We start from the raw sequence: 12,438 nt of genomic DNA on the forward strand, positions 1-12,438 counted from the left end.
TCGTCAACTGCTCACCTGAAGCCCGTTTCTTACGCGTCGGTGCCTTCGATCATGTCCACGCGTGTTGCGTGGCGGCCACCTTCGAACGCGGCCCCCAAAAACGCGTCCACGATATCCAGCGCCTGACCTTCGCCAATGACGCGCGCGCCCATGGACAGCATGTTGGCATCATTGTGCTGCCGGATCATCCTGGCTGAGAATGTGTCGGAACACACACCGCAACGGATGCCCGGAACCTTGTTTGCCGCCATCATGATGCCCTGACCGGTGCCACACAACAGGATGCCAAGAGCACAATCGCCCGAGGCGACGCGCTCGGCAGCGGCCTTGCCATGCAGGGGATAATGTGTGCTTTCCGGGGTGGTCGGGCCGATATCCACGACCTCCCACCCGGCGTCCGCGATATGTGCGGCGATTGCCTGGCGCAGTCCGATGGCGGCATGGTCACTGGAAAGGACGACGCGTTTGTTGTCAGTCATGAAAAGGCTGTCCGTTCTGAGATGCGCGTGTAAGAAAGATGGGCCCTGTCCAGGCGCCCCTTTCCGGTCAGTTCATCTGATACAGGGATTCGTAGATTGGTGTCAGTGTCTTGTCTTCGAACAGCGAAGAAACGCTTGTGCCGTTCCAGATGTTCAGGATCGCCTGGGTAAAGATCGGTGCCGTCGGGACGATCCGGATGTTCTTGGCCTTGGCGATTGCGTCGGTGGGCTGGATCGTGTCGGTCAGCACCAGCGACTTCATGACCGAGTTGGTCACACGTTCGACCGCCGGGCCGCTCATGACGCCGTGGGTGATGTACGAGTGAACCTCTTTCGCGCCGTTATCCAGTAGCACCTGCGCCGCTTTGCAAAGCGTACCGGCAGTGTCGCACATGTCGTCCACGATCAGGCAGATCTTGTCCTTGACGTCGCCGATTACGGTCATCTCGGCCACTTCACCGGCTTTCTCGCGGCGTTTGTCCACGATCGACAGGGGGGCGTTGATCCGTTTGGCCAGTTCGCGCGCACGGGCCACGCCGCCGACGTCGGGCGACACCACCATGATTTCATCCAGGCTGTCCTTGAACTGGTGTTTCACATCCAGGGCAAAGATCGGCGAGGCATAGAGGTTGTCCACCGGAATATCGAAGAAACCCTGAATCTGGGCCGCGTGCAGGTCCATGGTCAGGACCCGCTCGATTCCGGCACCGGTCAGCATGTTGGCGACCAGCTTGGCAGAGATCGGCGTACGCGCCTTTGTGCGGCGGTCCTGACGGGCATACCCGAAATAGGGGATCACGGCAGTGATCCGCTGGGCCGACGACCGACGCAGCGCGTCGGCGATGATCAGAAGTTCCATCAGGTTGTCATTGGCCGGGTTCGAGGTCGGCTGGATGATGAACATGTCCTCGCCGCGCACATTCTCGAACACCTCGACGAAGATCTCGCCATCGTTGAACCGTTCGACCCGCGCATCGACCAGCCCCTGATCGACGCCGCGGTAAAGGCTCATGCGGCGGGCTATGGTTTTGGCAAGCGGAAGGTTGGCGTTCCCAGCGATTAGCTTGGGTTCGTGAAGTGTCGGCATCGGCTGAGGTCCCCGGGCAGCAATGGCAATGTGACAGATTCGTGATGTTGACACCGCTTAGCATGGCCTTACCGTCCCGCAAAGGTAACGCAGCGGAGAAAGTGCACATGACCCAGATTGACTACTATTTTGCGACACTCTCGCCCTATTCCTATCTGGCCGGAACCCGGTTGGAGGAGATCGCGGCAAAGCGCGGTGCGACGATCAACTACAAGCCGTTGGACATTATCGCTCTGTTCTCGCGCACTGGTGGGGTTCCGCCAAAGGATCGGCACATCTCTCGCATCGAATACCGGGCTCAGGAATTGCTGCGCCAGTCCAGAAATCTGGGAATGGAATTCAACCTGCAACCCGCGCACTGGCCAACGAATATGGCCCCCTCATCCTACGCCGTGATCGCCGCCGTTCAGGACGGGTCCGGCGATGTCGGGCAGCTTTGCCATTCAATCCTGCGTGCCTGCTGGGCCGAGGAAAAGGACATCGCTCAGGATGATGTGATCCGCGATTGCCTGTCACAGGCCGGGTTCGATCCCGGACTTGCCGACAGCGGCCTGCTTGTGGGTGCGGAAACCTACGCCGCCAATCTTGAAGAGGCCGTTGATCGCGGCGTGTTCGGCGCGCCGTTTTATATCACCCCGGATGACCAGCGGTTCTGGGGGCAGGACAGGCTGGACGATCTGGACCGGCACCTGTCGACGCTGAAGGCATGACAGGCCGTACCCTGCCGCAAGATGTCTTTGTGCGAACACTGGGCAAGGGCGCGCATCAGGTGCTCGCCCTGCATTGCACCATTGCCCATTCCGGCGCCTGGTCGGGCCTTGCAGCTGCGCTGAGCGGGAAGGCAAGCCTGATTGCGCCGGACATGCTGTCACACGGCCGCAGCCCCGATTGGGACGGGCGCGGCGACTTTTTTGACCGGATGACCGAACTGGCGGCCAGCCAGCTGCAAAAACCGATGGATGTGATCGGCCACTCCTTCGGTGCGATGATCGCGTTGCGCCTGGCGGTCGAACACCCCGACCTCGTGCGCCGCGCTATTCTGATCGAGCCGGTCTTTTTTGCCCTGGCAAAGCTGGACGCCCCGAACCTTTACGATCAGCATGAGCGAGATGCAGAACCCTTTGTCTCCGCGCTCGCCACAGGCAACGCATCGCAGGCAGCCCGCCTGTTCAACCGCATGTGGAGCACACAGGACAGCCCCCGCTGGGCGGATCTGCCGGACCGTACCCGCGCCGCAATGATCCGCGGGGTGCATGTAGTCCCGGCCTCCAACAATGCCCTATACGAGGACGGTGCGGGCCTGTTGCAACCGTGCAAACTTGAACGCGCCCAGATGCCGGTCCGGATCCTCAGCGGATCGCTGACGCACCCGGTCATCCCCGCAATATGCAACAGCCTGCAACGCCGTCTGCCTGCGGCAACCACCGAAATCATCCCGGGGGCAGGGCACATGCTGCCGATTTCCCATCCAAAAGAGACGGCGCGCAGCCTGTCGGAGTTCTTCCGAATTCCGTTGGCTTCTTCTGTCTGAATTTGCTGCGGCGGGGGCGACGCCACCGACAACCGTCAGAAAAGGGCCAGAAACCGGTCGATCTGTTCCGCACTGATGGACCAGTCGCAGACAAGGCGGCAGGCCAGCATCTCGTCTTCGTCCGCCCCGTCCAGTTCATCACCCCACATGTGATAGACCGCGCCCTTTTCGTGCAGGCGACGATGCAGGTGCCTCGGGAAACGGGCGAAAACGATATTGGCTTTCGGCTCGTGCAGGAAATCCGCACCGGCCGCCTGCAATCCTGCCGCCAGCCTTGCGCAATTCGCGTTTGCCTGCCGGGCTGCGCGCAGCCACAGATCGTCCCGCAGATAGGCCGCCATCTGCGCGGACAGATAGCGGTGTTTGGAAAACAGATGCGCGCCCCGCTTGCGGCGCAATTCGAATTCCCATGCTTTGCTTTCGTCAAAGAAAACAACGGCTTCGACGCCCATTAGCCCGTTCTTGGTGCCGCCAAAGCTTACGGCGTCCACCCCGGCTTTCCACGTCATTTCGGCAGGCGAACAGTTCAGCGCGACCAGAGCATTGGCGAACCGTGCCCCGTCCAGATGCACCGGCAGGCCGTATTCCCGTGCCACACCGCACAGCCCCTGCAATTCGGCAAGCGAATAGACAGAACCGCGCTCGGTCACCTGAGTGATCGATACAGGGCCGCGCTGCGGACCATGTACGCCGCGGGTCTCCTCGCCCAGAATGCTGCTGCGCAATGCCTCTGGCTGCATCTTGTCGCCGCCGGGCACCAGCGTCAGCTTGGCGCCGCTGTAGAACTCGGGCGCGTTGCACTCATCCTCGTGAATGTGGGCGACGGGCGAGCAAAAGACGGTGTCCCAAGGGTTCGCCAGTGTCGCCAGCGCCAGCGAGTTTGCAGCCGTGCCTGTCGCCACCAGGTATACCGCCGCGCCCGGCGCCTCGAAGACGCCCCGGATCCGGTCGCGCACCTCGTTCATCAGCGTGTCGGCGCCATAGGCCATCTGATAGCCCTGATTGGCTTCACTCAGCGCGGTCAGCACTTCGGGATGGACTGGTCCGGAATTGTCAGAGGCGAAAAACATCAGACGGGCTCCTCGATAATATGGTCTTCCCACTCTTCCAGAGGGGTCTCGAATTCGGAAACGGTGCGCCCCTGAACGGAAACCCCGGCCGCATGAACGCTGTCCGGCGTCCCCGATATCAAGGGGTGCCAGTCATACAAGGGCTTGCCTTCCCACAGCAGCCGGTAGGCACAGGTCTGCGGCAGCCAATAGGCGTGATCGTCAATATTGTCCGGGGTCATCACGATGCATTCCGGCACGAACTGATGGCGGATGTCGTATTGCGTGCAGCGGCAGCTTTCGTCGTCCAGCAGGCGGCAGGCGACGCAGGTCAGGGCGACCTCGCCCGTGTCTTCATCTTCCAGCTTGTTCAGGCAGCATTTACCGCAGCCATCACACAGGGCCTCCCATTCGCGCTCGTTCAGGCGACGCAGGGGCTTACGCTCCCAAAAGCGATGCGACAGGCCGCCGCGTTCGATCGGGTCTTGTTTCATTGGCCCGCCAGAACCTCGCGGGCACGGGCACAATCCGCATCCATCTGCGCGACCAGCCCGTCCAGCCCCTCAAACGTCATTTCCGGGCGCAGATAGTCCACCAGCCCCACCGACAATGTGGCCCCGTAAAGATCGCCCGAGAAGTCGAACAGAAAGGTCTCGATATTCGGCACTGCGCCATTGAACATCGGGCGCGTCCCAACGGATGCGGCACCGCGATAGCTGCCCTGATTGGGTCCATCCAGAACGTCAACCAGCACCGCGTAGACGCCGAATTTCGGCGGGTGCAGCCCTTCGATGGACATGTTGGCCGTCGGAAAACCCAGTTCGCGCCCGCGTTGTTCCCCACCGATGACCTCGCCTTCGATCCGGTGCCAGTGACCCAGCATCGAGGCGGCGTCGCGCGGGCGTCCGTCACTCAGCGCCTGTCGGATCGCGGTGGATGAGACCACATGCTCGGACCGTTCCATCAGCGGCGCGATGGTGACCCCAAACCCCATGCCCTGGCCAAACCGGACCATGTCATCGGCTGTGCCGCTGCGTCCCTTGCCAAAACAGAAATCGGCCCCCACCACCACATGCGCCAGACCCAGGCCTTTGCAAATGACATCGCGCGCGAATTCCTCGGGGGTCAGGCCGGCCAGCGCACTGTTGAAGGGCAGTTCATACAGCTTCTGCACCCCCAGCTTTTCCAGCCGATGCGCTCTGCTGTTACCACGCATCAGCCGAAAGGGGGGGCTGTCCGGCGCGAAAAACTCGCGCGGATGCGGCTCGAACGTCATGACACCCAAGGGCGCATCCGGCGCGGCCTTGCGCGCCAGTTCGATGACCGACTGATGGCCGATATGAACGCCGTCAAAATTCCCGATCGCCACGCTGGCGCCCCGGTCCTGAGGCTCGACAAACTGAAAATCCCGGATGATGCGCATGGCGTCTGCCTAGCGGGACTGAGAGGCGGGTTCAAGACCTGCCGATACCGGACCAGTCAGAGTTCGCCTCAGTCGAATTTCCGCGAGGGGGCCAGAACCATGGCTTCGCCAACCAGAACCTTTTTACCTTCGACAGAACAATGGCAGTCCAGCTTGACGCGCCGCTTCGAAAAGTCGATGTCGATGACCTTGACCTCGGCATAAACCATGTCCCCGGGACGGACCGGAGCCAGAAACTTCAGCGACTGCCCCATGTACACGGTACCGTGGCCGGGCAGCTGTTCGCCGATTACCGCCGAAATCAGGCCGGCCGTCAGCATCCCATGCGCGATGCGCCCTTCGAAAATCGTGTCGCGGGCATAATCGTCGTCCAGATGAACCGGGTTCCGGTCGGTCGACACCTGGGCAAACATCTCGATGTCCTCGTCCGTCACCACTTTGCGCAGGTGGCGGCTCATGCCCATTTCAATGTCTTCGATACAGATCGTTCCGCGCGGAAGATTGTCCAACATGTTGCCCTCACTTGCAGTTGGCGGAGAAATAAAAAACCGCCCGTAGTCATCGATTGGCAACTTTATTACTTCGCAAGTGCAGAAAATCAAGCCCTATTTTATTACCTCAGACGGCCGATCGAATAGGTTGGGTTTATTTTTTCTTTTTCAATATAGCTGTTTAGCGCATCCGGGTCAGGCTGGTATGACGTTTTTGTCTCGGATGCAGCCAGACCGCCGGATATGAACAGGGAATCAATCCCTTCCCCCATGCCGCCGGCGATGTCCGTATGTGGACCGTCACCGATTGCCAGAATATCGGCATCGGCAATGTCTGCGCCCAGTTCCTGCAGCCTGCGCCGGGCCAGATCGTAAATCGGCGGATGAGGCTTGCCAAAATACAGGCTCTCACCGCCCATTTCGGTGTAAAGGCGGGCCAGAGCCCCTGCACACCATTCCCGCACTTCACCACGATCCACGACAATATCGGGGTTTGCGCAGAGCAGCTTCAGCCCTTTTTGTTTGGCGTACAGAAAATCGGCCCGGTTGACCGCCGGGTCCGCCATGGGGTCGAACGGGCCGCAGCAAACGATCCCTTCGGCCTCATCCAACGGCACCCGTTCGATCTGGATTGGGTGATGCAACAGCTTGAGCGGTTCAAAGAACCCTTCGTCGCGCTCCCATTCGCCCATGAAAAAGACCTTCTGACCAACCGTTCCGCGGAACATGGCCGACCGGGCCGAGTCGCCACTGGTGGCGATGGTGTCATAGGCGTCGGCCGGTACGTTGAACTGCGTCAGTTGCATTGCCACACCGGCACGGGGTTTTGGTGAGTTTGTGACCAGAACCACCAAACCACCCGACGCGCGGTAAGATTGCAGCGCAGCAACCGCTTCGGGGAAGGCTGTAATGCCATTGTGCACGCAGCCCCACAGGTCGACGAACAGAGCTTTGTAGCGGTCGGAAACCTCGGCAAGCGATTGGATGATCTGTGTCATGTCAGGCCCCTGTTGACGCGGTGGGAAAGTCATCAAAGCCTATGGCAGAGGAATACCGGTTTGGCCAGTAGGGGCTTTGCCCCCGCCGCCCTTCGGGCGTCTCCCCCAGGATACTTTCAGCCAGATGAAGCAGGGGATCCAAACTTCATCTGGCCAAAAATATCCCGGAGCGCGAGGCAGAGCCTCGCAAAAAAAAGGCGCCCGATAAGGGCGCCTGACAATCTGAAAAGAGTTCGGTGTCAGACCTTGAGGTTCGGGATGATCTGTTTCTTGCGGCTCATGATGCCGGGCAAAACCACTGCATCGTCGTCGACCGAGGCGCCAAAGCTTTTTTCGGCAACGGATTTGACCAGATCGTTCGGAACCAACAGGGTGGCTTCTTCGTTCAGGATGTCCACAACGAACAGCAGAACCTGATCCACACCATCTTCCCTGGCGACATCCGCCATCGAGCCTGCCAGGCTGTCCTTGCGGTCCAGAACAACACCGGGCGCGGTGGTTTCTAGAACCGAGACGCGGAATTTGGTGCCGTCGACTTCGTATTCCTTGCTGTCCATGCGGATCAGTTCCGCGTCGGAAAAGCACGAAACGTCCGACTTCGCGGCGAACATGTCGGCAGCGTATTCCGAAATATCCAACTCAAGTTCGGCGGCGAGCTTTTCCGCGACCGCACGATCGCGCGGTGTTGTTGTGGGCGAGCGGAACTCCAGCGTATCGGACAGAATGCAGGTCAGCGCCGCGCCTTTGATGGCGTCAGGCATCTTGGCCGCGTCATCCCCGATCAGGTCGATCATGATGGTTGCGGTACAGGCCAGCGGGCGAACGGTAATGTCGATCGGGCCTTTGGTTTCCAGGCCGCCGACCAGCTTGTGGTGATCGATGATGGCGCGGATATCGGCGCCGTTGATACCGGCAGGCAGCTCGGCGGGGTTGTTGGTGTCGACGATGACGACCGGAGCGCCCTCACTCACGTCATCGATGATCCGCGGTTTCGGCAGATCCCAGTGGCGCAGCATGAAGGCGGCTTCGGTATTGGGCTCGCCCAGCAGCACCGGCTCGGCTTTCTCGCCCTGGATTTCGTTCAGATACCAGGCCCACAGAATGGGCGAGCCGGTCGAGTCAGTGTCGGGGGACTTGTGGCCGAAAACCTGAATTGTCATGTCAGTGTCCTGCAGAAATGGGATTTTGCGGGCCTTATAGGGTGGACAGACAGGCTTGTCACCCGGCTGTGCGCCAGATGCGACTGTTAGTCAAATCTGACTGTCAGATCAAAAGGGCGCGCGGGTCAGCGTGAAACCCGCAAGCTGTAATTGATGCAACAACCCCTGCTGACCTGCCAGATGCCCCGCACCCACGGCGATGACGGCCGTTTGGTTCTTCAGTTCCAGAATGTGCTTCAGCCAGTTGTCGTTGCGCTGGATCAGCAATTGCTGCTCGAACGCCTTCCATTCGGCATCAAATTCTTCCTGCGTCAGATCTGATGCGTCGAACCCCTGCAGCAAGGAAAGCTGGATGATTTCGGCATGTTTTTCTTCCAGATAGGCGTTGGTCATCGTGGCCAGCTGGTCTTCGCTGGCCTCCAGCGCGCCGGCAAGCCGGGCCAGTGACTGGGCCTGTTCTTCGATCGGATGACTTTCGAACATCGCAATGACATTCTCGACCTGTTCCAGCGAGTATTGCGGAATACCATGGGTATCGGCGAGTTCGGACAGGCGTGCATCCATGCCGCGGTCTCCGTCCGGGGTCTGGGCGACGCAGGATGGCACGCCCAATGTCAGGCTCAAAAACCAGGGGCGCAACTTGGCGGCGGTCCAGGCGGGAATGCCGCGTTTGGCCAAGGTGGCTGACAGGGCGGCCCAATCCTCGGCCGACATCAGATCAATCAGAGTCGGCCCCGATGTGATCAGCAAAGGGCTGGGGTCCTTGGCCAGAGCCTGCTCGAACGCTTTCATCTCGGCCTGCGAGGTTTCAAAGAAAAAGGCGTCGGCGTCTTTCAGGAGCGGTTCCAGCCGCTCGACCACGGCGGACATGCGCGGGTCATTGACGTGCAGGGTTCCGATCAGATGCAACACCGTGTCGCCCCTGACAGCAACCCAGTGGTTGCCTTCGGGAAAGGGGATGCCGTCCAAGGCGTGTTCAAGGCGGGTCGCCATCTCGGGTGTCATGTCCGCCCTCAGGTCGCGGCCTTCGCAAGCGGCGTGAAGGCTGGCAGGCAAGATCAGGCACAACAGAAATATCAGAAGGCGCATCGTTTTCCCCGGTTTGACGGTTATCCTATCGGGCGCGACATTGCCTTTCCTTTCGGCGGGGCGCAAGCTGAAGGGGGTGGCAACGTCTGGCAATCCCGGCCGAATAGCCTAGCATGGTGAGATGAAGCGCGAACAGGACCTATACCCGCCGATCAAGGCGTTGCTTGAACGTCAGGGATACACCGTCAAGGGCGAGGTCGGCGCAGCCGATATCGTCGCCGCGCGCGACGGCGATGATCCGGTCATTGTCGAACTGAAGCTGGGGTTTTCGCTGGCCCTGTTTCATCAGGCGATCACGCGCCTGAAAGTGACCGATCAGGTCTATGTCGGCGTGCGTAAACCCAAGGGCCGGACCGCAAGGCGGGCGCTGAGGGATAACCTGTCCTTGTGTCGCAGGTTGGGTTTGGGCCTGATTACCGTCCGGGAAGATGGCCGGGCCGAGGTGCATTGCGACCCGGGGCCTTACGCGCCTCGCAAGAACAAGGTAAGGGCCGCGCGGTTGTTGCGGGAATTCGACCGGCTGCAGGGCGACCCGAATGCGGGCGGGGCCACGCGGCACGGAATCGTGACCGGGTACCGCCAAGACGCCCTGAAATGTGCGGCCCATCTGGCGGAATGCGGCGCGACCAAGGGATCTGACGTGGCCAGCGCAACCGGAGTTACCGGCGCGACGCGCATCATGCGCGACAATCACTATGGCTGGTTCGAAAAAGTCGAAAAGGGGGTCTACCAATTGTCGGCCTGTGGATCCGAGGGGCTGAAGCACTGGGCCTACAGCTGGGAACAGCAGGACTGAAGCCTGAAACGGCCCCGCTGGAATCCCTGACGCAAAAAGTTTCTCACATCTTGTTGACTCGGCCTTTCCAACTCCCTAGCTATGCGTCGTTATCACTCGGGTGACTCGAGTGCTAACGCCTCGCCATTAGGTGAGGGGAGGATAAACAAACTTTGAGCCCAAGGAGCTGCAAAGATGGCATTGAAACCGCTTCATGACCGTGTGCTGGTCCGTCGCGTTGAAAGCGAAGAGAAAACAGCAGGCGGCCTGATCATTCCTGACAGCGCAAAAGAAAAGCCCAGCGAAGGCGAAGTCGTTGCAACCGGCGAAGGTGCACGCAAGGACAGCGGCGAACTGATCGCAATGGCCGTAAAAGCCGGCGACAAGATCCTGTTCGGCAAATGGTCGGGCACCGAGGTCAACGTCGGCGGCGAAGAGCTGCTGATGATGAAAGAAAGCGACATCATGGGGATCATCGAGTAAGCCCACGCGCTTTCTCTGATCTTCATTTCCAACATATTTCTCAAGGAGAAACGACATGGCTGCAAAGGACGTCAAGTTCGACACCGATGCCCGCAACCGTATGCTGAAGGGTGTGAACATCCTGGCTGACGCGGTTAAAGTGACCCTGGGCCCCAAAGGCCGCAACGTGGTTCTGGACAAATCCTTCGGCGCGCCGCGCATCACCAAAGACGGTGTTTCGGTTGCCAAGGAAATCGAACTGGAAGACAAGTTCGAAAACATGGGCGCGCAGATGGTGAAAGAAGTCGCCAGCCGCACCAATGACGAAGCCGGCGACGGCACCACCACCGCAACTGTTCTGGCACAGGCCATCGTCAAAGAAGGTCTGAAGCAGGTTGCAGCGGGCCTGAACCCGATGGACCTGAAGCGCGGCATCGACCTGGCAACCGCCAAGGTTGTTGAAGGCATCAAGGCCGCTTCGCGCGAAGTCAAGGACTCGGCAGAAGTTGCTCAGGTTGGCACCATCTCGGCCAACGGCGAAGCCGAAATCGGTCAGCAGATCGCAGACGCGATGCAGAAGGTTGGCAACGAAGGCGTTATCACCGTCGAAGAAAACAAAGGTCTGGAAACCGAGACCGACGTTGTCGAAGGTATGCAGTTCGACCGTGGCTACCTGTCGCCCTACTTCGTCACCAACGCAGACAAGATGATCGCAGAACTCGACGACTGCATGATCCTGCTGCACGAAAAAAAACTGTCTTCGCTGCAGCCGATGGTTCCGCTGCTCGAGCAGGTGATCCAGTCGCAAAAGCCGCTGCTGATCATTGCCGAGGACGTTGAAGGCGAAGCGCTGGCAACTCTGGTTGTCAACAAACTGCGCGGCGGCCTGAAAATTGCTGCTGTCAAAGCACCGGGCTTCGGCGATCGCCGCAAAGCCATGCTGCAGGACATCGCAATCCTGACCGGCGGTCAGGTCATCAGCGAAGACCTGGGCATGAAGCTTGAGTCCGTCACCATGGACATGCTGGGCACCGCCAAGAAAATCGAAATCACCAAAGACGAAACCACCATCGTCGACGGTGCTGGCGAGAAAGCCGAGATTGAAGCACGTGTTGCACAGATCCGCACCCAGATCGAAGAAACCTCGTCGGATTACGACCGCGAGAAGCTGCAAGAGCGCGTTGCCAAACTGGCAGGCGGTGTTGCTGTTATCCGCGTCGGCGGCATGACCGAAGTTGAAGTGAAAGAGCGTAAGGACCGTGTGGACGATGCTCTGAACGCAACACGCGCTGCCGTTCAGGAAGGCGTCGTTGTGGGCGGTGGTGTTGCTCTGGTTCAGGCCGGTAAAGCACTGGAAACTCTGAAGGGTGCAAACGCTGATCAGGACGCAGGCATCAACATCGTTCGTAAGGCTATCGAAGCGCCGCTGCGCCAGATCGCCGAGAACGCAGGTGTCGACGGTGCGGTTGTTGCAGGCAAAGTTCGCGAATCCTCGGATGCTGCCTTCGGCTTCAACGCGCAGACCGAAGAATATGGCGACATGTTCTCGTTCGGCGTGATCGACCCGGCCAAAGTTGTCCGTACCGCTCTGGAAGACGCGGCATCGGTTGCCGGTCTGCTGGTCACCACCGAAGCGATGGTTGCAGACAAGCCGCAGAAAGACGCACCTGCCGCAGGCGGCATGCCCGACATGGGCGGCATGGGCGGCATGATGTAAGACGTCGAATTCGCTCCGGCGAATTCTGACGACCCCGACAGGTGCCAGGCCCCATGGCCAGGTTGCTTCACGGGGACGCACAGTGCAAAGGAACGGGGTCGTCTTCGGGCGGCCCCGTTTCGGTTTCGATGGCCGCGATGCGGCCATGCCTCCGGCGGGAGTATTTGGGAAAAGATG

The 12,438-nt window shown here is 60.0% G+C and carries 14 protein-coding genes; 5 read left to right on the forward strand and 9 right to left on the reverse strand.

Annotation, left to right across the window (positions count from 1 at the left end; all coding sequences use genetic code 11):
- Positions 1–29: 29 nt before the first annotated feature.
- A complete protein-coding gene (gene rpiB, locus ACR0FE_RS14165) occupies positions 30–479 on the reverse strand; it encodes a ribose 5-phosphate isomerase B (protein ID WP_170614764.1) in 450 nt (149 codons plus the stop codon).
- Between the two features lie 67 nt (positions 480–546).
- Positions 547–1,566: a ribose-phosphate pyrophosphokinase gene (locus tag ACR0FE_RS14170; RefSeq protein ID WP_170614763.1), complete on the reverse strand. Its 1,020-nt coding sequence runs from the start codon at positions 1,564–1,566 to the stop codon at positions 547–549.
- Positions 1,567–1,673: 107 nt separating this feature from the next.
- Between ACR0FE_RS14170 and ACR0FE_RS14175 the strand changes: the two genes are divergently transcribed.
- On the forward strand, positions 1,674–2,276 hold the full coding sequence (locus tag ACR0FE_RS14175; protein ID WP_480913423.1) for a DsbA family protein: 603 nt from the start codon (positions 1,674–1,676) through the stop codon (positions 2,274–2,276).
- Positions 2,273–3,097 (forward strand): alpha/beta fold hydrolase, encoded by an 825-nt coding sequence (locus ACR0FE_RS14180; RefSeq protein ID WP_480913425.1) that lies wholly within the window; start codon positions 2,273–2,275, stop codon positions 3,095–3,097. Before ACR0FE_RS14175 ends, ACR0FE_RS14180 begins: the two co-directional genes overlap by 4 nt.
- 35 nt (positions 3,098–3,132) lie before the next feature.
- On the opposite strand, the gene ACR0FE_RS14185 is transcribed toward ACR0FE_RS14180, so the two are convergent.
- The 7 genes from ACR0FE_RS14185 to ACR0FE_RS14215 form a co-directional block, all read right to left on the reverse strand.
- Complete coding sequence (locus ACR0FE_RS14185; RefSeq protein ID WP_480913427.1) at positions 3,133–4,167, reverse strand: threonine aldolase family protein; 1,035 nt, start codon at positions 4,165–4,167, stop codon at positions 3,133–3,135.
- On the reverse strand, positions 4,167–4,640 hold the full coding sequence (locus ACR0FE_RS14190; RefSeq protein ID WP_480913429.1) for a YcgN family cysteine cluster protein: 474 nt from the start codon (positions 4,638–4,640) through the stop codon (positions 4,167–4,169). Before ACR0FE_RS14190 ends, ACR0FE_RS14185 begins: the two co-directional genes overlap by 1 nt.
- On the reverse strand, positions 4,637–5,569 hold the full coding sequence (locus ACR0FE_RS14195; protein WP_480913431.1) for a bifunctional riboflavin kinase/FAD synthetase: 933 nt from the start codon (positions 5,567–5,569) through the stop codon (positions 4,637–4,639). Before ACR0FE_RS14195 ends, ACR0FE_RS14190 begins: the two co-directional genes overlap by 4 nt.
- Before the next feature lie 68 nt (positions 5,570–5,637).
- Positions 5,638–6,081 (reverse strand): MaoC family dehydratase, encoded by a 444-nt coding sequence (locus ACR0FE_RS14200; protein ID WP_170614757.1) that lies wholly within the window; start codon positions 6,079–6,081, stop codon positions 5,638–5,640.
- Positions 6,082–6,182: 101 nt separating this feature from the next.
- Positions 6,183–7,058, reverse strand: coding sequence for an HAD family hydrolase (locus ACR0FE_RS14205; protein ID WP_480913433.1), 876 nt, complete (start codon positions 7,056–7,058; stop codon positions 6,183–6,185).
- Positions 7,059–7,297: 239 nt separating this feature from the next.
- Entirely contained in the window at positions 7,298–8,218 is a 921-nt protein-coding gene (locus tag ACR0FE_RS14210) for a manganese-dependent inorganic pyrophosphatase (RefSeq protein WP_480913435.1), read from the reverse strand.
- A gap of 108 nt (positions 8,219–8,326) precedes the next feature.
- Positions 8,327–9,307 carry a TraB/GumN family protein gene (locus ACR0FE_RS14215; protein WP_480913437.1) on the reverse strand — a complete coding sequence of 327 codons (981 nt, stop codon included), beginning with the start codon at positions 9,305–9,307 and terminating at the stop codon, positions 8,327–8,329.
- 121 nt (positions 9,308–9,428) lie between these two features.
- On the opposite strand from ACR0FE_RS14215, the gene ACR0FE_RS14220 reads away from it, so the two are divergent.
- The 3 genes from ACR0FE_RS14220 (at position 9,429) to groL (ending at position 12,261) form a co-directional block, all read left to right on the forward strand.
- Positions 9,429–10,103: a DUF2161 domain-containing phosphodiesterase gene (locus ACR0FE_RS14220; protein ID WP_480913439.1), complete on the forward strand. Its 675-nt coding sequence runs from the start codon at positions 9,429–9,431 to the stop codon at positions 10,101–10,103.
- Between the two features lie 174 nt (positions 10,104–10,277).
- Positions 10,278–10,565, forward strand: a complete 288-nt coding sequence (locus tag ACR0FE_RS14225; protein ID WP_170614752.1) for a co-chaperone GroES — start codon at positions 10,278–10,280, stop codon at positions 10,563–10,565.
- Positions 10,566–10,620: 55 nt separating this feature from the next.
- Positions 10,621–12,261, forward strand: coding sequence for a chaperonin GroEL (gene groL, locus ACR0FE_RS14230; protein ID WP_480913441.1), 1,641 nt, complete (start codon positions 10,621–10,623; stop codon positions 12,259–12,261).
- The last annotated feature ends 177 nt before the right edge of the window (positions 12,262–12,438 follow it).

Source organism: Ruegeria sp. K7, from assembly GCF_056531785.1.